Source organism: Winogradskyella sp. A2 (genome assembly GCF_046762865.1).
Classification (GTDB): Bacteria; Bacteroidota; Bacteroidia; order Flavobacteriales; family Flavobacteriaceae; genus Winogradskyella.
On record NZ_JBKQXM010000009.1, the window covers coordinates 23,561 to 44,688 of the forward strand.

Genomic DNA, 21,128 nt, shown 5'->3' on the forward strand with positions numbered 1-21,128 from the left:
AAATAACGAAAGGCCAACACCGTGTATAAACCATTGCTTGGCCACTGCCAACTTACGAAAATTGTTACGCCAGTTCGCTGCGGTCGTGTCCTCTGGAATTTTCTATTTTTTTGTTTGTTAACTTAGTTGCTTAATCGCGCAATTTACCATACACAAACTGGTTGGCAAACCTTTATAAAACCGATCGAATACTTAAATAATTATGACTGAAAACTCAAAAGGAACTGAAAAAATTATACACAAAATATTAGTTTGGCTACCTTCATTAATAATAACTCTGTTCTATATTCCAAACGCTTTGGATAAAATCCTTAACTCAAATCAAACGGAAAAAATTGTAGCGAATAGCAGTATAATGATTGCTACAGGAATATTCCTTTTAATTTCTACAGCAATGTTCTTATACAATAAAACTATACTAATTGGAACTACTCTTTTAGCAGTTTATATGACTTTTATTGTGTGTATTCATATGTACAAAGGAAAGCCTTATGAAGTGACAATTTTGATTGTAATCGCGACCATATTTGCTTCTTACATTAGGAAACCACAATTATTTCATCAGAAATAAGAAACATAGTTAATAAATAATTGGTCTGATTTGGCAACTGATAAACTGAATAAAATCAAAATTGAAAATTATTTAATTAAGGATCGATAAATATGGTGAAAGAAATGAAAAACGATTTTACAACAATGGCTATAAGTATTTACTTGTTCTCGCCTACTTTTGAAAATTGCTTGCACCAGTTCGCTTTGCTCTTGACGCCAAAGGCGATTGTTTATATTAAGGCCAATGCTGTAATTTAGTTTAACTCTTGTATCATGCATAATTAGAAAACAAACATTGATGGAAATTATTGAAGTCAACAATACAAACTATGGGTTTGTAAAAGATTTTAAAGACAACCAAGAAATTAGAGCAAGTTTCAATGAATTGACTCAGGCCATATTTGAATTCAATTTCGAAAATTGGTACTTAAATGGTTACTGGAATGACAATTATATTCCTTATTCATTGTTGCATAAAAATAAAGTGATATCAAATGTTTCGGTAAGTAAAATGGAACTTATTATCGAAAATGAGAAAAAAACAGGTATTCAAATTGGTACTGTTATGACTGATAAGAATTACAGAAATAGAGGACTTAGCAAGTTCATAATGGAGCAAGTAATAAATGAATGGAAAGAACAGTCTGATTTTATATATCTATTTGCCAACAACAGTGTTCTTGATTTTTATCCCAAATTTGATTTCGAGATTATAGATGAATACCAATATTCGAAACAGCCCAACATTAGTAAATCTCTAAAGTCATCATTAAAAAAACTCAATATAGATGATAAATATGATGAGGAATTATTTCTAAGCATTGTAAATGATTCAAGTCCAATATCTAAATTGTCAATGCAAAACAATACATCATTAATTATGTTTTATTGTTCCTTATTTAAGAAAAATAGTATTTATTACCTCGAAAAACTCAATACTGCAATTATTATGGATATTGAAGATGACACGTTATACTTAAGTGATGTATTTTCAAAAGAAAGTGTTAAACTAAACGATGTAATTCAATTAATAACGAATGAAAAAATAAAAAGAGTAATATTAGGATTTACCCCATTAAATGAAACCGATTACCAAAGAAGTTTGTTGAAAACAGAAGATACTCTATATGTAATTAAGGATAAGGCTAATTATTTTAAAAATAAGAAATGGCGGTTTCCAGTTTTATCGCACGCCTGAAAAATTGACTCGGTAAAATTAAAAAATAACGAAAGTACAACTATGTACCAGATCGTCTCAATAAAAGTTTAAAGTGGCAAGCGGGTACTATGCATACTTCTATGAAACTTGGCTTAAAAAATCCTATCTTTAGCAAACATCTGATTTGCAACTGCTTCTGACATATCACCTTCATCAGGAATACGGTGTTCGATAGGTCTGATCCAATACAAATCATTTACATATCAAGTTATACTTTATTTAAATAAGTATTCCTCATATGAATAAGTAAAATCAATCGATTATGTTAATTATTCCCTAATTGTGAGTCGTATCTTTATTACATATCGAAGGCTAGATTCTGCTTCCGAAACAGGACGCATTGCCGACAGGTTACAATCTCATTTTGGCCAGGACAGTGTATTTTACGATATAGCGACAATTCCGCTGGGAATTGACTTTCCCACTTTTATCAATAGTCAATTAAATACCACGGAAATCTTTCTTGTAGTTATTGGCGACAACTGGTTGGATTTAAAAGATGCCGAGGGCAACCGTAGAATTGACGATCCAAATGATTGGGTCAGAATTGAAGTTTCTGCTGCATTGGCGCGTGAAGGTTTGCCAGTTATTCCAGTGTTGGTAGGCGAAGCCTCTAATCCGCCACCAAAAAGGCTATTACCTAAAGACATTGCAACCATAGCAGATAGAAATGGTATTTTATTGCGCTCAGACAGTACTTTCGAAGGTCAGATCAAAAGATTGATCAATTACATCGCGGATTATTTTGATGATAACTCAAAACATGAAGTCACTAAAGACAAGCAACTCTTAATTGGCAAAAATGCAGATGAGGTTTTAATACGGACAAAACGGCTAGATGTAAAAGATAAGGATTCGATTAGATTCTCTTTATCTACGGCACATAATATCACTTGGTGGAAAGCCATAAAAGTTTTTGATAAACGTGGATTGGTATCTCGCCTAACAACTGAGGATGATGATCACGGCCCTATATTAAGTCCGTGTATTCCCATTTCGCAATTTGGTGAAGAAATCACCATTGAGTTCCATAAAGCCAAGACATTTGGCGTACCTGCCAATGTTGATACTTTGAAATTACCGACGATTCAATTTAAAGGCACTGATGTTTCTTTTATCTGGTTAACTGACAAATAATAAGAGCTTTAGAATTAAGTGAAATTACTATTGCGAAAATAGATTATAAAGGCAGTTTTAAAGCAACTGGAAAAGCTTATGGATTATTAATGAATTTGGAACATAAGAAAGTATATAATTAATTGCTTCTTAATTTCCTATCGGAAAATCCTTGCACTTTCACTATCTTGGTTTCCTAATCTGAAATTCCTTACGGATTTTCATGCAACGAAACAATGCACCAAACCGTTAGGCACAATCAACAAATTAAATCAGTTTATATAGTTTTGATACAACATTATGTTATAAATCATCGATTTATATTCAATTTTCTCAAAAGTAAAACTAGGTGTCATTTTTCACATGATTTAAAGATTATGAAACATTCTATTGACACGTTATATTTTAAAAACCTTAATACTCTTTAATTACAGATAGTTAAATAAATGGAAAATTTACCAAAAAAAGGATTTAAGGGTTTAATTGAAAATTGGCAAAGTGATTTAATCGCTGCAGTCAGTGTCGCACTTATTGCCTTACCTCTTTCATTAGGTATTGCTTTAGCAGCAGGAGCTCCAGCAATGTCTGGTATCTTTTCAGCAATAGTTGGTGGTGTCGTTACTACGCTTTATCGAGGTGGGCACATATCAGTCAATGGCCCTGCCAAAGGAGTCATTGGTGTTATACTATTGGGTATTGCAATAATGGATGATGGTTCAGGACAAGCATTTAATTATGTGTTGGCAGCAGTTGTTGTTTCAGGTGCAATTCAAATGTTATTGGGTATAATGAAATTGGGTAGATTAGCGGATATCTTTCATAGTTCCGTGATTCATGGCATTTTGGCGGCCATAGGAATTATCATATTTGCAAAACAGATCCATGTTGCGATGGGAACTCATTCTGATAGCCCCAGCATTGTACAAAACCTTATTGATGCGGTTATATACTTACCCAAAGCCAATCCTTTTGTACTGATTATTGCCTTGTCAGGTTTGCTCTTATTATTATTTCATTCTAAAATTAGTTACAGATTTTTCCATCTCTTGCCGGCACCCATTTGGGTTATAGCACTTTCCATTCCACTTGTCTATGCTTTTAATTTCTTTGAGGAACAAACGCTTTCATTTTTTGGAAAAGCATATGAGGTGGGACCTCATTTATTGTTGGACATTCCAGATACTATTATGGATTCCATTATGCATCCCAACTTTGGAAAAATTAATACTCTCGAATTCTGGACCACTGTATTTTCCCTTTTAATTATAACAAGTATAGAATCCTTAGCCATTGCAAAAGCAGTTGACAAAATAGACCCTTATAGACGAAAAACAGATTTAAATAAGGATTTAACAGGTATAGGGTTTAGTACGATGATAGCAGGTTTAATTGGAGGTCTGCCAATCATAGCGGTGATTATTCGAAGTACCGTTAATATACATAATGGTGCAAAGACAAAGTGGTCTAACATGTATCAAGGCCTTTTGCTGCTGCTTTTTATTGTGGTATTGAGCCCCATAATGAGACAAGTACCGTTATGTGCTTTTGCTATTTTACTTGTTTATACTGGTTTTAAATTGGCATCACCAGCGGTTTTCAAACAAGTGTATAATCAAGGTACTGAACAACTCGTTTTCTTTATCGGAACGATGATTTTAACCCTCTACACTAATTTGTTAATAGGTTTAATTGGTGGTTTATTATTGGCATTGATTATTCACATGTTATTGGCTAAAGTACCCATTCCTCAATTTTTTAAAATGGTTTATAATTCGCGTACAAAATTGATGAAGCGACCAGATGGCAGTTTTGATTTAAAGATAAGAGGAATTGCGAATTTTTTAGGAATTCTAAAAGTAGATAAACTTGTGGCTCAAATTCCTGCTGGGGCAGATGTAAATATTGATTTATCAGAAACAAGATTGGTTGGCATGACCTATATGGACTACTTGGTAGAATACTTAAAGATTCAAAAGGCTACTGGCGGTGAGGTCTTAATAACTGGATTAGATTCACATGTTTCATCATCTACACATAATAGAGCTCTAAAACTTAGTTTGACCAGTTCTACAGTTAAATTGTCTCAAAGGCAAAAACGACTGCGAAATTTGGCAACTGAGAAAGATTATGAATTCTCGAGTAAAGTTGATTGGAATACAATTTATTTAAAGAAGTTCCACTTTTTTGAAATTAGACCCATTGAGCGTAAATATAATTGTCTCAAAGGAACATTTGAAGATTTAAATGTGTCGTGGGAAATTGCAGATATAACTTTCAATGAGGGCCAAGCTTTTACAGCTGAGACGTTTAACACAACACTTATGGTTTTAAAATTGAATAGAAAAATACCCATATTCACGATGGAAAAAGAAGCTGTATTAGAAAAATTATTTGACCGTGTGATGGCATTTACGGGATATAAAGACATAGATTTTGAGATGTATCCGGATTTTTCTAAAAAATTCTTGCTTATGGGGAACAATGAATCTGAGATTCGGTCATTCTTTACAGATGAAATTGTTCGCTTTTTTGAAAATAATCATATTTATCATTTAGAAAGTAATGGTGAGGCCTTAATAATTTTTGATAAAATAAAATTAGCCCGAACAGATGAAACAATAGCCTTTATAGATTATGCCAAAGAATTGGCTACCCTGTTAGATGCAAAAACAAGTTAAGTATTTGGAAACTTAAGATTACATAACAGTAATGATATCCATAATTGTGTAGATTGAATAACCAATGATAAAATTCTTTAGATTATCGAAACACAATTTTGCAAAGCAAAATCAAAGGTCTGGTAGACGTTTGGTTGAGATTGCCGCTTGCGTAAAAATAAATACTATAAAACATGATTAAGTTCTTTAGACATATCCGAAAACGACTACTAACTGAAAATAAAGTCAGTAAATATCTACTTTATGCCATTGGAGAAATCTTTTTGGTCTTTATAGGGATTATGATTGCGCTCTATGTCAACAACAAAAATCAAGAACGTGGGGAAGAAAAGGAAATCAGAGCAGCACTTATAGAAATACAGCGTGATCTTTTTCAAGATGTCGGAACCAGCGGTTTTACTTATTATCGCTATATATATAAAGATTCCATCAAGAATCTGGTCATGAACAATAAGGTGAGCTATGATGATATAAAGACAAAACGAGTGCCTGTGGCTACGCTTGCCTACCAGTACACGCCAATGTGGAGACAAACTAACGGCTATGAGCAGTTTTTACAAATGACCAAGGGCATGCCAGAAAAATACAAGGAACTTCTACCAGAACTTAACGAATTACATAATGTTAGAGGTTATCAGGTAGATGCTTACCATAAAAAGTATTTAGCAACCCTTACAAATATCCAGAAGGAGTCCTACAGTGAACTAGAATGGTATACGCAAGATAATTTCACAGGTGAGATGAGTGATGAACAAATCGATTTTTATATGCATAGCCCTAAATTTAGAAGTTATGTTATGAGAATGAATAGTGAAGCCGCAAATATGGCAGGAGCTGTTGGATGGTATAGAGCATTGGCCATGAGAATATATTTTAGAATTGATGAATTGTTAGACGTTCAGGGTTTGGAAACGCCTGGCTATTTCCGCTCGACTTCACTTGCAGATTCTACTCAAGCCAAACCTTTGATAGGCCGTTATAAACAGATTTCAGGTCCTGGGATGTCTTCTGGAGCAACTGTAGAGATTACTGCACAAGGCAAACAACTCTATGCAGATTTAGAAGGTAAACAACAAGTGCTCTTGCACTATTGGATGCCAAATAAAATGCAGTTCTTTATTGAGTCCACAAACATGATGTTGAAATTCGATCCTGTAGATAATGGTGAATTTATCATGATAGGTGATAATCTCGACGAAAGACGATGGCGGAAAGTTGAAAAAATCAAAGAGTAGCGCTAAACGATAATAACGAAATCGCAACAAAGTGCATAATTCTAGAGGCAAAATCTGTTATTGCTTAAATTATACCACTTATAAGTTTCAAAATAACATGAAACGAATTTGTTAAGCCAAACATGCTAAATCAGATACCATCACATTTCAACTCATTAATACGATCTAAAGTACCACCGACCACTCAAAATTATCTGGATTTGGCCCAGTACGGAAGTTTCTGTCCATCGCATCTATAAAATTCATATCAGATTCAGATATTTCAAAATCAAATATATCAGCATTAGCAATAATACGTTCCTCCTTGCACGATTTTGGAATTGTAATTACCCCTTTTTGTAAATCGTATCTTAAAATAACTTGGGCAATACTCTTATTGTACTTTTCGGATAATTTCTGGAATTCTGGTAATTCAAATACCTTGCCTTGCATTAATGGAGACCATGCCTGATATTGAATATTATTTTGATTACAAAAATTAATCAACTCTTGTTGCACTAGATACGGATGGAATTCCATTTGATTTACCATAGGGACTACCTCTGCATCTTCCATTAAATCCTCCAATTGATGCTTAAGGAAGTTGCAGACACCAATTGCCCTTACTCTTCCTTGCTTATATAAGTCTTCTAAAGCTCGCCAAGTATCTTTATATAAACCTACTACCGGCCAATGAACAAGGTAAAGATCTACGTAATCCATTTGAAGGTTACCGAGACTGCGCTCAAAGGCATTAATGGTTTTATCATAACCATGATCACTATTCCACACCTTAGTGGTTAAAAAAATGTCCTTTCTTGGAACATTACTTGCTTCAATGCCCATTCTAACATCGTTCTCGTTTCTATAAATCCCAGCAGTATCAATATGTCTATATCCATTCTCTAATGCTAATCGCACAGAATTAGTTACTTCATACCTATCCTTTGGCATATATGTTCCTAGACCCAAATATGGCATCTCTACGCCATTATGTAACTTGAACGTACCTGTTAAATCGGTAATTTTCTTACTCATAGTAATGTGTTTATATTTAATAAAAACTAACCTTCTTTATTATGCCTTACAAGAGGTTAAAATTATCTTTGTTCTCAAAGCTATAAAAGTAGGACAAATTTTACGCAATTATTCTGTGTTATTACATTTTTAGAAGATGAAACGACTAAATATAAAAAGTCCATTACTCTTTTGGTAGTAAATCTGTATTTGAGTCTAAGCTAAGACTCAAATATTATCTCAACTTTTTTAAAGTATTTGAATTCTTTAAGTTCCAAAATTATCCTTTAGCCGCACAAATAGGTAAATGACCTCAAAAACTATTCATAATTTGAAATTTTCGAAATAATTGTTTTTTATTTGTCTTAAGATCTTGAAAATTAACAGAATTCAAATAAAATATATTTATAATGAAAAAAGAGTATTTAGAAAAGGTTCAAACCATCGATGATTTAATAACTGCTTTTTATGCTTGCCTCGGTGGAGAACCAGGTGAAAAAAGAGATTGGGAGTTTATGAAATTTTTATTTCATCCGCAAGGGATGAAAATTGGTTATGAATTTGATATAAACAAAAATTTTAGACCTCAGTGGATACACCCGAATGATTATATAGAACGTATAGGCTATTGGTTTAACAATACTCGAGAAACTGCTTTCTACGAAAGAGAAGTAGGAAGGGTTGTAGAATCTTATGCAAATATTGGTCATGCATTTAGTCATTGCCAAGCTTTTCATAGCAAGGAAGATATGGCAAACAACAAACCTTACAAACAAGATGTAAAAAGCATTCAATTGGCTTACTACCAAGACAGATGGTGGATTGTAAACATGTTTTGGCACGGTGTTACTCCAGAATTTCCGGTGCCAGATAGATATAAGAAATTTCAGCAATTTCCATAAATTATCGCTCATTCTGTGAGCTACGAAATCTGTTGTACTAATAACAGTATTAGATCACAAAAAAAGAGGGCAAAAGCCCTCTTTTTGTTATTAAGTTATCTATAGGCCTTTTATTCGTAGATATACCATGTTTGTTTAATTTGGGTACCTAATCTAAAAACATCGACTTAAAACCAGTAACTGAAGGTTATACAAGACCTTTGTGCTTCATTATCCCATTCTCGAGTTAAAAAAATATCCTACCTTTCGAGAAACGGCTAAACAATGATAAAATTTTTTAGACATCTAAGAAAAAGTATTAATGATATATACTATTACATCTTGTCTAAATATTATAAATTAATATTAATCATATTATTATCTGTTTCGTGCAAGGGACAAACAACTACTAATGCTGAAAGACAGGTTGGCGGACCATGTCAAGACTGTGAAGCGCTTTTAGATTATAAATTGCTCAACGAACTGCCGAGGTCAATTGATACTCTCTCTGGTTTTATCAAAAATGAACCCAAAATTAAAATTACAGGAACTGTTTATGAAATAGATGGCAAAACACCTGCAGAAAACATACTAATTTATATTTACCATGTAGATAGAAATGGATTATATCAGCCCAGTGAAAATCCTATTGGTTGGGAAAAAAGACATGGTCAATATAGAGGTTGGTTAAAAACAAATAATGATGGTGAATTTACGTTTTACACCTTTAGACCAGCATCATATCCAGGAGTACAAGAACCAGAACACATCCATATCTATGTTAAAGAATCAAATACAATACCTTATTACATAGATAGTTGTCTCTTTGAAAGCGATTCACTACTTACTGAAGAGGCAAAACAATCTCAAAATAATAGAGGAGGTTCAGGGATTATAAAACTTAAAAAAGAAAATGGAATTCTTACAGCCAACAGAGATATCATTTTAGGTTTAAACATACCAGATTATAACTAAAACGTTTCATAAAAAATTAAATAATTACTGATATGCTCACAGACATCCATCCAAAAATACCAATGCGCAATAAGCATATAACCAGAGAGTTCTACATAAATAAATTGGGATTTAAACAATTAGGAACTGCAGACTATGACGGCTACTTAATGCTCAAAAGGGACCAGATCGAAGTTCATTTTTTTCAATTTACTACGTTAGACCCAAAAGAGAACTACGGACAGGTTTATATTAGAACAGATAATATTGACAAATTTTACTCATCATTAGTAGAAAATAAGACAGAAATTCATCCTAATGGGAAATTACAAATTAAACCTTGGGGACAAAAGGAATTCTCAATTTTAGATCCAGACAGCAACCTTTTAACATTCGGGCAAAAGATTTAGGAAACAACAAAGCGTCAATAAGCCTTATATTTCCTTACCACTCACCTGCTTAAAAGAAAATTACTAACTTTAAATGTGTCTAAACCATTACACGCAAGGCGATATAATGGAAATTGAAACTAAATTTATTAAGTTATGACGACAACACCAGAACACGATGCACGTGTAGATAACTTAAAGTTCTCATCAGTCTATCCTCATTACGTCACAAAAATTGAGAAGAAAGGCAGAACAAAAGAAGAATTACACCAAGTGATAGAATGGTTAACGGGATTTAATGAGAAAAAACTACAAGAGCTTATTGAGAAGCAGGTAACCTTTAAAACATTCTTTGAAAAGGCAAATTTAAATCGTAATGCACATCTTATTAAAGGTGTAATCTGTGGCTACCGCATAGAAGATATTGAAACACCATTAACAAGAGAGGCACGTTATTTAGATAAGTTAATTGATGAGTTAGCAAAAGGTCGTAAAATGGAAAAAATACTGCGCGAATAGAAGAAATAAACAGATATTATGGACAAAGCACTACAAACTATGATAGACAATATGCCTGTAAAAACAGGTAAGTCTTTAGAGGAATGGAAGAAGATTTTAAAATTAAAAGCATTTGAAAAGCATTCGGAAGGGGTTAAGTTTTTGAAAACCCAACATGGTGTAACACATGGCTTTGCAAATACTATTGTGACTTTATCCAAGGATGAAAATAATGCACTGAGCGATATGGTAGAGGCACAATACAAAGGAAAAGAGAACTTAGTACCTATTTATAAAAAACTAATTGAATATATCAATTCATTAGGTTCTGATGTTACAATCACTCCTAAAAAAAGCAGTGTTAGTATAATTAGAAAACGGCAATTTGTTTTAATAAAACCAGCCACCAAAACCAGAATAGATTTAGGGTTTAAACTAAAAGATAAACCTGTAACAGAAAGGTTAGAAAATTCAGGTCCTTTTGGAAGCATGTGTACCCACAGAGTTAGATTATCTCAAGTTACCGAAGTTGATGAGGAACTTAAAAATTGGATTAGTGAAGCCTACCAGAAATCGGTCTAAACGAATGTCTTTATATTCATTTAATCATATAGCACTTTCTGTAAGAGACGCGGACGAATCTGTAGAATTTTATCAAAATGTACTTCAACTAACAGAAATTGAAAATACAGCTTCAAATTCTAAAACTAGATGGTTAGCTTTTAACGATGATGTACAACTGCACCTTATACCTCGTCCAAATGCTGAGATAAAAACCAATAAGGCCGTTCACTTTGCTTTAGCTATAATTGACTTAAATTCAATTATTAAGAATCTAGAGGCCTTAAATATTAAATACTCAGACTGGCGTGACACACCAGACAAAAGTTACATAAGAAAGGATGGCATTAAACAGATTTACTTTCAAGATCCAAATGGGTATTGGATAGAAATAAATGAAGATGTTTAAAAGTATTTCGTTGCTCTACAGCACTGAAAACTAAGACTGATGAATATCATTTCAAATTTTTATTCTTATTTCTACATTTAACACATAAGATGCGCAGCTGTGCATTAATCATTAATTTAAATCAATTAGTTATGTCTTGTAGAATAAAACAAAACACTTTGGGCAAATTGAAGAATTTTATAATGGCCTTTGTTCTAATATCAGCAGGTTTAATCGTAAGTAGTTGCAATGAGCAAACGCGTGGTTTCGCATTACCAGAGGGTGACATTGAAAGAGGTAAAGTTATGTTTGAGCAACTATCATGTATTGAATGTCATAGTATTTCTGACATAGAATGGCGTGGTGGTATCGATAGTCTTCATATTCCACTTGGTGGTGAAATATCGATTCAAAAATCTTATGGAGATCTCGTAACTTCAGTTATTAACCCATCTCATAAAATTGCAAAACATTATAAAGCAACGGCTACGACTGAAGAGGGACTTTCAAAAATGGCGTATTACAATGAAGTTATGACTGTACAAGAATTAATTGATATAGTTACATTTCTTCAATCGGAATATAAGGTAAAAGCACCACCTTCCAATTACTATCCATATCATTATTGATACTAGATATACTAGGTTTTGATAATTACGCTTGATATCTTTTATAAAAATTGATTTCAAAAATCATTACTTTTTGTTTAACGCAATAATAGATGTAATCTCATTTAGAATTCAATACATTTCTATTTAAGGAAAAGAGACTAAGAACTTCTTTAAGGTTTCTTCATAAATAGCTTCGTATTTAGGAACAATATTGTGTATATCAAACTTCATGGATTGTGTCTTGGCATTCGTTTTAAACTTGTTCAACACATTTAAGTCCGTAATAATTCTTAAGGCATTTTTGGTCATATCATCTATTGCATTGACATCACTCAAATAACCCGAATAACCATCTTCATTTACCTCAGGTAAACCTCCTGTATTTGTAGATATTACTGGAACTCCACTTGCCATAGCTTCTAATGCTGCAAGTCCAAAACTTTCTGTTTGTGATGGCAATAGAAATAAATCACTAAAGCATAAAATTCTATCTATTTCGTTACTATTTCCAAAGAAAATAACTTTATCCGTTATTCCCAATTCTTCAACCAGTAACTCTGCTCCTTCTTTTTCTGGCCCTTCACCTACCATCATAAGTTTTGCAGGAATTTCTTTCTGAATATTATAGAATATCTTAATAATATCAGGTATTTGTTTAACCTCTCTAAAATTACTGATATGTGTTATTATACGTTCGTGATCTTCTGCCATCATACCACGCTGACAATCTGTGAAATTATTAAGATGTTTTTCTAAATCAATAAAATTAGGAACAACATGAATGTCTTTTTTAATATTAAAAAGTCTTAATGTATCCTCTTTTAGGCTCTCTGAAACCGATGTGACTGCATCTGACTTGTTAATACTAAAGGTTACTGCGGGTTTATAAAACGGATGGCTACCAACCAATGTAATATCTGTACCATGTAAGGTAGTTACAATTGGAACCAAGATACCCTCATCTAACAGCATTTGCTGTGCCATATAGGCTGCATAGGCATGTGGCATAGCATAATGAACATGCAATAATTCAATGCCATGCAATTTCACCATATCTACTAATTTACTAGATAGTGCCAATTCATAAGGCTGATAATGAAATAATGGATATTCTGGTACATGTACTTCGTGAAAATGGACATTGTTACTCAATAATTCTAATCTTACGGGCTGACTGTAAGTAATAAAATGGATTTCATGTCCTCTTCGAGATAGTTCTAAGCCTAATTCTGTAGCTACTACGCCACTACCTCCAAATGTAGGATAGCAAACAATACCAATTTTCATGTAATGTATCTAGTGTTAAGTTGATTAATTTAAAAGTCGAAGTTATTCAAAATACTTACAATCTTGGGTGTTTTTAACTTATTATTAAAAACCTTATTCAATAATAGCCTCGTAGATCAGACGCTGAATTTCAGTTCTTATGTTTTCTCTTAATAGTAAGTTCTTCCCAGCCTCAGGATAAGTTCTATTAGCTAAAAAGACATATACAATTTCTTCTTCAGGATCTGCCCAAGCATATGTACCTGTAAAACCTGAATGTCCAAAACTAGTCATTGAAATACATCCACACGTTGGACCTTCTTCACCCAATTGTGGTTTATCAAACCCAACTCCTCTCCTATTATCAGCATCGCAATAATAACATGTATTAAACTTATCGATTGTTTCACTCTTGAAATACCGTTTACCTCCGTAAAATCCCCTTTGTAAATAGAGTTGCATGATTTTGGCCACGTCATTGGCATTACTAAATACACCAGCATGACCACCAACACCACCTTGCATCGCTGCTCCCATATCATGAACATAACCATGCACTTTTTTGTATCTGTAGTATTTGTCTACTTCAGAAGGTACAATGTCCTTTAAGCTGAACTTATTTCTTGGATTGTAAGTTGTGTAATTTGTTCCTAATGATTTATAGAACCGATCTTCAGTGATTTCATCTAACGGTTTGTCATAAAACCCTTCTAAATATTCTTTTAAAATGTAGTATGGTAAGTCACTGTATCTATATCTTAACCTTGATAATAAGTCACTTTCCTTAATAATTTCTTGTATAGAATCTCTATAATCGTTACGCAAAAAAAGTGTATTGGTTACTTCAACATTAAATCCTTTAGTACGTTTTTTTCTATAATACTCAGGATCTGGCTTATTAGTTAAGGAGTCTAATGTTGAATAATAGAAAGGAATCCAAGGTTTTAATTGCGCATAATGTGATAACATTTTCTTCAGAGTAATATTCTCCTTATTTGTATCACGATAATCTAAAATTAAATCTCCAAGTTTTGAATCTAACGATACCGCACCTTTTTCTTCAATCTCCATTAAAACCGGCAAAGTTCCCAATATTTTAGTTAAAGAAGCTACATCATAAATATCATCAAAATCAACCTTATTTTTTTTGGCATAGGTGTGATATCCGAAATTTTTATTGTAAATCACCTTTCCACGCCTTGAAACTAATAATTGAATACCTGGTGTCATTCTATTATTAACTGCATAGTTGGCGACAGAATCTAACTTTTTTAATAAGTCCGAATCCATACCAACACGCTCAGGTAATCCATAGCTTAAATTTGAAATGGCATTATAGGATTTGCCAGTACCTACAGGAAAGAATTCACCTGCGCTAACCGGCAGTTTACCTTTAGCAGGTACCGCACCAAATATCAATTGAGCGGATTTATGTTGTGCAATTTCACTATTCTGATAGCTCATTACAATGCCTTCGATATTATCAATTGAAAGAATATCATTTAAAGCATACGGTCTTGCGAATAAATCTAGTACCACAGTATTATTTCGCGAAATTTCATATAACCAAGCCATTTCCTTTTGGGTAAATTTATAGCCCTTCCAAGGATTAGCATTAGACTTATGAAACCCTATAATTACGGTATTGTAATTTTGGAGCTTAGATATGATTCCATCAAGTTTATCTGCCTTGATGTGATGTACCTTAGTGTATTTTTTTAATTCGTTATAAAATGGACTTCCACTATCGTCACCCAAGTTTATATATGCAATTTTTCTTGTTTCTAAATCTCTAAGCGGCAATAATACTTTTGAATTCTTAACAACAGTAATAGCGTTCTCCATCAGCTCCTCGTATAATACATCATCTTCTAGTCTGTTTAATTCTTGTTTTAAATTAACAAGACTCACAGGACTATATTCATTTAAACCCACTTTGTATTTAGCCATTAACACTTTCTTTACGGAATGTGCTAGGCGTTCTTCTGTAATTATGCCATTCTCATAAGCTTCAACAAACTTCTCAATTCCGTAAACAGGATTCTCTGACATTAACATTACGTCGTTTCCTGCTAAAAAAGCCATAAGGTCAATCTCACCGCCAGTTTTAATAGAATTCTTATTGATACCATCTATATTCCTTTCAATATAATCTGCCGCACCTTTCATTGTCAATGCATCAGTAAAAATTAGGCCTTTAAAACCAAGCTCTTCTTTTAAAATATCGGTCACAATATGCTTTGAAAGTGATGACGGAAATCCATTTCGTTTTTCTAAGCTTGGAACGTTTAGATGTGCCACCATTACACTAGATAAACCTTCTTTAATCAGTCTACGATATGGGTGAAGCTCAACAGAATCAATACGTTGCTCGCTAAATGAAACCGTTGGTAGTGTTTTATGGCTATCATCTTCCGTATCACCATGACCAGGAAAATGCTTTGCATTAGCTAAAACACCAGCACTCTGCATACCATTCATAAAAGCTAAACCTTTAGCGGTAACATTATCTCTATCTTCTCCAAATGAGCGATTTCCAATAATAGGGTTCTTCGGGTTAGTATTAATGTCCACAACTGGTGCAAAATTAAAATGCACTCCTAGTCGTTTACAATGTTCACCAATATGCTTTCCAGTACGTTCAATTAAATCGTTGTCTGATATGGCGCCCAATGTCATATTCCAAGGAAAGGCATATGTGGAATCTAAACGCATGCTAAGTCCCCATTCTGCATCCATACCAATTAACATAGGCGTTTTAGATACAGCTTGCAATTTATTATTTAGCTTCGCTTGGCGCATTGGTCCACCTTTGGAATAAATTATACCTCCAATACCATACTCTTTTACTAGTCTAAAATATTTGTTATTAACGTCAGCATTATCTGCTGACATTATCTGTACCATAAATAATTGTGCTATACGCTCTTGCGTAGATAACGTATTGTATAGACTATCAACCCATTGTATTTGTTGGAGAGAGTCTTGCGCTAGAAGTGGATTTTTTATTTCATTCTGGGCTAATGAAAGTTGAAAGCAAATAAAGAATATGATAAGGGCAAATTTTCGCATGTACTTAAATTTCGTTTCAGATTAATCAATAACGAATACTATGCCAAAATAATATAATTAAGAGTAAGATTAAAGACTTTAAGATTCTTTTATAAACCGTATAATTAACAGTTCCATAAAATGAGTTTAATCAACTAAATCAATATGTCTATCGTGGTAACCTAAGAGGTATAAAATACCATCCAATCCGATACTTGAAATTGAATTCTGGGCATTATCTTTTACCTTAGGCTTTGCATGAAAAGCGATTCCCAAACCTGCAAGATCTAACATAGGTAAGTCATTTGCGCCGTCCCCTACAGCAATAGTTTGGCTTATATCAATACCCATTTTATCAGCTAGTTGTTGCAAGTATTCTGCTTTCTTATCCCCATTTACAATATCGCCAATATAACCACCAGTAAGCTTACCATCTTTAATCTCTAGCTCATTAGCATAAACATAATCTATGTCTAATTTTTCTTTTAAATAGTTTCCAAAATACGTAAAACCTCCTGATAGAATTGCAGTTTTAAATCCATAGCTATGCAAGGTATCTACTAGTCTTCGAGCTCCTTTAGTAATTGGTAATTTTTCCGCAACTTCTTGTAAAACTTCTTCACTAAGACCTTCTAAAAGCTTCATGCGTCTTTCAAAACTCTCATTAAAGTCTATTTCTCCCTCCATAGCAGACTCAGTAATTTTTTTCACTTGTTCACCAACACCGGCAAGTTCAGCCAATTCATCGATTACCTCGGTTTGGATGAGCGTAGAATCCATATCAAAACATACCAATCGTCTGTTTCTTCTGAATATATTGTCTTCTTGAAAAGCAATATCCACATCTAAATCATGAGCTATCTCCATAAATTTTTCTGTAAAATCACTTTTGTTTTCAATTTTACCCCTTACTGAAAGTTGAATTGATGCTCTAGGATATTCTTCCTCTTTAACCAAAGAAATCCTACCAGTTAAACGTTTTATGGCATCAATGTTTAAGTTTTTATCAGATATCACCTTGGTGACTTCTGATATCTGCTCTGCTGCAAGTTTCTCTCCTAAGATGGTAATAATGTAGCGGTCTTTTCCTTGAAGATTTACCCATTTCTCATAATCTTCTTGGGTAATAGGCGTAAATTTTGCTTGTATGCCCAACTCATAAGCCTTAAAAAGTAAATCTTTAAGCACAGCAGCAGATTTTTTACCCTTACTTATCTCAAACAGTATACCCAATGAAAGTGTATCATGAATATTGGCCTGACCAATATCCAGTACTTTTGCCCCATACTCAGCCAGTACACTTGTAAGACTAGAAGTTAATCCTGGTTTATCCTGTCCCGAAATATTAATCAAGAATATATCTGTAGCCACTGTTATATTTTATTTCTATTTAATTAATGTAATTGCTTATTAAGATTGAATTATAAAAGCTTTTTAAGGTTAGTTTTAATTTAAAAAACGACTATGCCAACTTTCACCTGCCGGCACCTCCCAGTTTTCCTTAAACTCAGCTATATTTGTAACTAGATTGTTAAAAACTATTGTTTTTTTACTAACAGCTCTATCCTTTGCCATTTTCTTAAAATCCAGTAAAGGTTTATAAGCAATGAATTCACCTTGTTTATAAGACACATTCATCTTATCCATTAAATCAACATTGTATTTTTGCTCTAATCCTTGAATAAAGTGAACGGAAGCATCTATTGAACATCCTGTTGCATTATTTAAGCTTTGATTTAAGGCAACAACTATAAATCGCTTATATACAATTTTATAACCTGACTGTAAATCCTTTCCGTGTGCTGTCCAATTCTCAATAAAAATAGATAGTTCATTTCTAAGTTCATTGATTTCATCCTCAGAAAAACTTCGATTGGCTTGGTATATCCAAACCCTAGATTCATCTGGTAATGTATCAAAATCTACTAGCATTTTACTTTGGTATTTTTAGATTTATTGAATTGGATAATTAGAGTTCTTCAATTTTAGTAATCACTTTTTTAACGATGTATTGTTTCTCGCTTAAATCGAAAAACTCTGCTTCCTTAAAGGATACTCTGAATGCTTTTCCAAAACTAGCTTTTTTAAGAAGCTCGTAACCTTCAAACTCTTGAGTTATTAAAAATATATGACTCTTGTTAAAATCGTCTTTAGTTTGAATATATGATATGGCATCATTATTCATAGAAACTAATTCTACCTCTATAGAAAGATCAGATTCTTCAGTATCACCAAAACTCATTTCATCGTCATCATCAACTATATCTATTAACTCTTCAGTTGAAAAAATAGACATAAAATCATCTACACATATAGTAGCCATTACCATGCCTACTTCCTCACCTATTTTTTCAAAATTTGTTGATTTTTGTTTACTAAAATATCTAGACTTTGATTTGTGTTCATTGTAACTAGAAATTAAACAAAGACCAAGAGCCATTTGTTTATCTTCCATACTATCTTTTGGGCTTATCTTCTTCTCTGCGATACATTCACATGTGTCTTCTGCCATAAGCTCTAATACTTCTTCTTTTGATTTGTTCTGGGCATTAATTAGGTTAAGACCTAGAATGGCAATTAAAGTAAACGTGATTTTTTTCATTAATATATTTATCTAAGCATTAGCTATTAATTCAGCGATATCCATAACAGATATTTCGTCTTCTTTTTCTTTAAATTTGATACCATCCATCATCATAGTCTTACAATATGGGCAACCAGTGGCGATAATTTCTGGCTTGGTTTCTATAGCATCCTCAGTACGAAGAATATTGATGTCTAAATCTCCTTTCTCAGGTTCTTTAAACATCTGGGCACCTCCAGCCCCACAACATAATGCGGTTGACTTATGCCTTTTCATTTCTATCAATGTAGCATTAGATTTCTTTAACACATCTCTTGGCGCATCATATTCACTATTAGCTCTTCCCAAATAGCAAGGGTCGTGAAATGTGATTCGTTTTCCTTTATAGGTATTGCCCTCTATGGTTAACCTACCATCATTGATAAGCTCTTTAATATATTGCGTATGGTGAACAACCTCGTAATTACCACCTAAGCTCGGATACTCATTTTTTAAGCAGTTAAATGAATGAGGATCACAAGTTACAATGTGTTTTACCTCATAAGCATTGAGAACTTCTATATTCATCATAGCCTGCATTTGAAACAAAAACTCATTACCGGCCCGCTTAGCCACATCACCAGTATTACTCTCTTCGCTTCCTAAAACGGCAAAATCCACATTTGCCTTGTTTAGAATCTTTACAAAGGCCTTAGTTATTTTCTTAGCTCTATCATCGTAACTTCCAGCAGAACCAACCCAAAACAAGATTTCTGGCTGTTTATTCTCAGCCATAAATTCTGCCATTGTGCGTACTTTTAGTTCTTCATTCATTTCATTTCATTTTTATTCTTCCTTCGCCCAGTTTAATCTGTCCATTTGGTTATAAGGCCAAGGTGCACCATTATTTTCAATATTGGTCATCATATTGTTTAACTCCATAGGAGCTGCACTTTGCTCCATTACTAAATATCTTCTCATTTCTAAGATAATGGATAAAGGATTTATACTTACAGGACACTCCTCAACACATGCATTACACGTTGTACAAGCCCATAACTCTTCATTTGATATATAATCACCTAAAAGCTGTTTTCCATCATCCTTATATTCTCCATTATTGGCGTCAATATTTTTACCTACCTCTTCTAGACGGTCTCTAGTATCCATCATAATTTTACGAGGCGAAAGCTTTTTACCTGTTAGATTTGCTGGGCAGGCTGATGTACAACGCCCACATTCAGTGCACGTGTAAGCATTTAATAACTGGATTTGATTTAAATCCATGACATCACTAGCCCCAAACTTTGCTGGCATCTCATCATCTCCTTCTTCAGCAGGTGTGGCAAACGGGTCAGCATTTGGGTCCATCATTAACTTTACCTCATTGGTAACAGATTCAAGATTGTTAAATTTCCCTTTTGGTTCAACACTGCCTAAATACACATTTGGAAATGCCAAAAGAATATGCAAATGCTTTGAAAAGTATAAGTAATTTAAGAAAATAAGAATTCCTACAATGTGCAACCACCATGCTGTGCGTTCAATAGTATGCAACGTCGTTTCTGACATTCCATCGAACCAAGGTGCTATAAATTGCGAAATCACATTACCAGAACCTAAAGATTGGAATGAAGTGTCAGTTGCATTCATTACAAGAAATAAACACATTAAAACAACCTCAAAATAAAGTATAATATTACCATCATTCTTTGGCCATCCTTTCATTTCTGAACTTAAGAATCGCTTTAATTTAATGACATTTCTTCTTAACCAAAATACAACAACTGCAACCAAAACTAGTACAGCTAATATTTCAAAAGCTCCAATTAAGAAACCATAAACAGAAATAGGCAATATCTCTAATCCAATTCTATGCGTCCCCAATACACCATCAATAACAATCTCTAATACTTCAATATTAATTATTACAAAACCTATATACACGATAACGTGCATGATACCTGCAATAGGTCGCTTAACCATTTTACTTTGCCCAAGAGCTATCATGGCCATATTCTTCCAGCGTTGTGCTTTATTATCGCTGGCATCTACCTCTCTTCCGAGTTTAATGTTGCGAATTAACTTTTTTACATTTCTCGTAAAATAACCTACGCCTAAAACTAAAATTGCTGCGAAAAGTATATTAGGTAAGTACTCCATAGTATAA

General features: G+C 33.3%; 20 protein-coding genes. 12 read left to right on the top strand and 8 right to left on the bottom strand.

The window, feature by feature from the left end:
* Window positions 1-202 precede the first annotated feature (202 nt).
* The 5 genes from ACFWV9_RS15270 (at window position 203) to ACFWV9_RS15290 (ending at window position 6,800) form a co-directional block, all read left to right on the top strand.
* The gene (locus ACFWV9_RS15270) at window positions 203-571 is read left to right on the top strand and encodes a hypothetical protein (protein WP_411896100.1); all 369 of its coding nucleotides are present in this window, start codon (window positions 203-205) and stop codon (window positions 569-571) included.
* 279 nt (window positions 572-850) lie between these two features.
* The gene (locus tag ACFWV9_RS15275) at window positions 851-1,750 is read left to right on the top strand and encodes a GNAT family N-acetyltransferase (protein WP_411896101.1); all 900 of its coding nucleotides are present in this window, start codon (window positions 851-853) and stop codon (window positions 1,748-1,750) included.
* Window positions 1,751-2,053: 303 nt separating this feature from the next.
* Window positions 2,054-2,908, top strand: a complete 855-nt coding sequence (locus ACFWV9_RS15280) for a toll/interleukin-1 receptor domain-containing protein (protein WP_411896102.1) — start codon at window positions 2,054-2,056, stop codon at window positions 2,906-2,908.
* Window positions 2,909-3,333: 425 nt separating this feature from the next.
* Complete coding sequence (locus ACFWV9_RS15285) at window positions 3,334-5,565, top strand: SulP family inorganic anion transporter (RefSeq protein ID WP_411896103.1); 2,232 nt, start codon at window positions 3,334-3,336, stop codon at window positions 5,563-5,565.
* 173 nt (window positions 5,566-5,738) lie between these two features.
* Window positions 5,739-6,800, top strand: coding sequence for a hypothetical protein (locus ACFWV9_RS15290; RefSeq protein ID WP_411896104.1), 1,062 nt, complete (start codon window positions 5,739-5,741; stop codon window positions 6,798-6,800).
* A gap of 165 nt (window positions 6,801-6,965) precedes the next feature.
* On the opposite strand, the gene ACFWV9_RS15295 is transcribed toward ACFWV9_RS15290, so the two are convergent.
* Window positions 6,966-7,817 carry an aldo/keto reductase gene (locus tag ACFWV9_RS15295; protein WP_411896105.1) on the bottom strand — a complete coding sequence of 284 codons (852 nt, stop codon included), beginning with the start codon at window positions 7,815-7,817 and terminating at the stop codon, window positions 6,966-6,968.
* A gap of 389 nt (window positions 7,818-8,206) precedes the next feature.
* Between ACFWV9_RS15295 and ACFWV9_RS15300 the strand changes: the two genes are divergently transcribed.
* From ACFWV9_RS15300 to ACFWV9_RS15330, 7 genes are all read left to right on the top strand, one after another.
* Entirely contained in the window at window positions 8,207-8,698 is a 492-nt protein-coding gene (locus tag ACFWV9_RS15300; RefSeq protein ID WP_411896106.1) for a hypothetical protein, read from the top strand.
* Window positions 8,699-8,962: 264 nt separating this feature from the next.
* Window positions 8,963-9,652, top strand: a complete 690-nt coding sequence (locus ACFWV9_RS15305; RefSeq protein WP_411896107.1) for an intradiol ring-cleavage dioxygenase — start codon at window positions 8,963-8,965, stop codon at window positions 9,650-9,652.
* A 32-nt stretch (window positions 9,653-9,684) separates the two neighbouring features.
* Window positions 9,685-10,041: a bleomycin resistance protein gene (locus tag ACFWV9_RS15310; RefSeq protein ID WP_411896108.1), complete on the top strand. Its 357-nt coding sequence runs from the start codon at window positions 9,685-9,687 to the stop codon at window positions 10,039-10,041.
* Between the two features lie 135 nt (window positions 10,042-10,176).
* Window positions 10,177-10,539: a DUF2200 domain-containing protein gene (locus tag ACFWV9_RS15315; protein ID WP_411896109.1), complete on the top strand. Its 363-nt coding sequence runs from the start codon at window positions 10,177-10,179 to the stop codon at window positions 10,537-10,539.
* Between the two features lie 18 nt (window positions 10,540-10,557).
* Complete coding sequence (locus tag ACFWV9_RS15320; protein WP_411896110.1) at window positions 10,558-11,100, top strand: DUF4287 domain-containing protein; 543 nt, start codon at window positions 10,558-10,560, stop codon at window positions 11,098-11,100.
* Window positions 11,101-11,104: 4 nt separating this feature from the next.
* On the top strand, window positions 11,105-11,488 hold the full coding sequence (locus ACFWV9_RS15325; protein WP_411896111.1) for a VOC family protein: 384 nt from the start codon (window positions 11,105-11,107) through the stop codon (window positions 11,486-11,488).
* Window positions 11,489-11,619: 131 nt separating this feature from the next.
* Window positions 11,620-12,096, top strand: coding sequence for a hypothetical protein (locus ACFWV9_RS15330; RefSeq protein WP_411896112.1), 477 nt, complete (start codon window positions 11,620-11,622; stop codon window positions 12,094-12,096).
* Between the two features lie 126 nt (window positions 12,097-12,222).
* Here the strand turns inward: ACFWV9_RS15330 and bshA are convergent, their stop codons facing one another.
* The 7 genes from bshA to ACFWV9_RS15365 all read right to left on the bottom strand — a co-directional run bounded on the left by bshA (window position 12,223) and on the right by ACFWV9_RS15365 (window position 21,121).
* Entirely contained in the window at window positions 12,223-13,365 is a 1,143-nt protein-coding gene (gene bshA, locus ACFWV9_RS15335; RefSeq protein WP_411896113.1) for an N-acetyl-alpha-D-glucosaminyl L-malate synthase BshA, read from the bottom strand.
* A 93-nt stretch (window positions 13,366-13,458) separates the two neighbouring features.
* Window positions 13,459-16,416, bottom strand: coding sequence for a glycoside hydrolase family 3 N-terminal domain-containing protein (locus ACFWV9_RS15340; RefSeq protein WP_411896114.1), 2,958 nt, complete (start codon window positions 16,414-16,416; stop codon window positions 13,459-13,461).
* Between the two features lie 126 nt (window positions 16,417-16,542).
* The gene (serB, locus tag ACFWV9_RS15345; protein WP_411896115.1) at window positions 16,543-17,766 is read right to left on the bottom strand and encodes a phosphoserine phosphatase SerB; all 1,224 of its coding nucleotides are present in this window, start codon (window positions 17,764-17,766) and stop codon (window positions 16,543-16,545) included.
* Between the two features lie 75 nt (window positions 17,767-17,841).
* Window positions 17,842-18,327, bottom strand: a complete 486-nt coding sequence (locus ACFWV9_RS15350; RefSeq protein ID WP_411896116.1) for an ABC transporter ATPase — start codon at window positions 18,325-18,327, stop codon at window positions 17,842-17,844.
* A 37-nt stretch (window positions 18,328-18,364) separates the two neighbouring features.
* On the bottom strand, window positions 18,365-18,997 hold the full coding sequence (locus ACFWV9_RS15355) for a hypothetical protein (RefSeq protein ID WP_411896117.1): 633 nt from the start codon (window positions 18,995-18,997) through the stop codon (window positions 18,365-18,367).
* Between the two features lie 12 nt (window positions 18,998-19,009).
* A complete protein-coding gene (locus tag ACFWV9_RS15360) occupies window positions 19,010-19,792 on the bottom strand; it encodes a (Fe-S)-binding protein (RefSeq protein ID WP_411896118.1) in 783 nt (260 codons plus the stop codon).
* Window positions 19,793-19,804: 12 nt separating this feature from the next.
* Complete coding sequence (locus ACFWV9_RS15365) at window positions 19,805-21,121, bottom strand: 4Fe-4S dicluster domain-containing protein (RefSeq protein WP_411896119.1); 1,317 nt, start codon at window positions 21,119-21,121, stop codon at window positions 19,805-19,807.
* Window positions 21,122-21,128 lie beyond the last annotated feature (7 nt).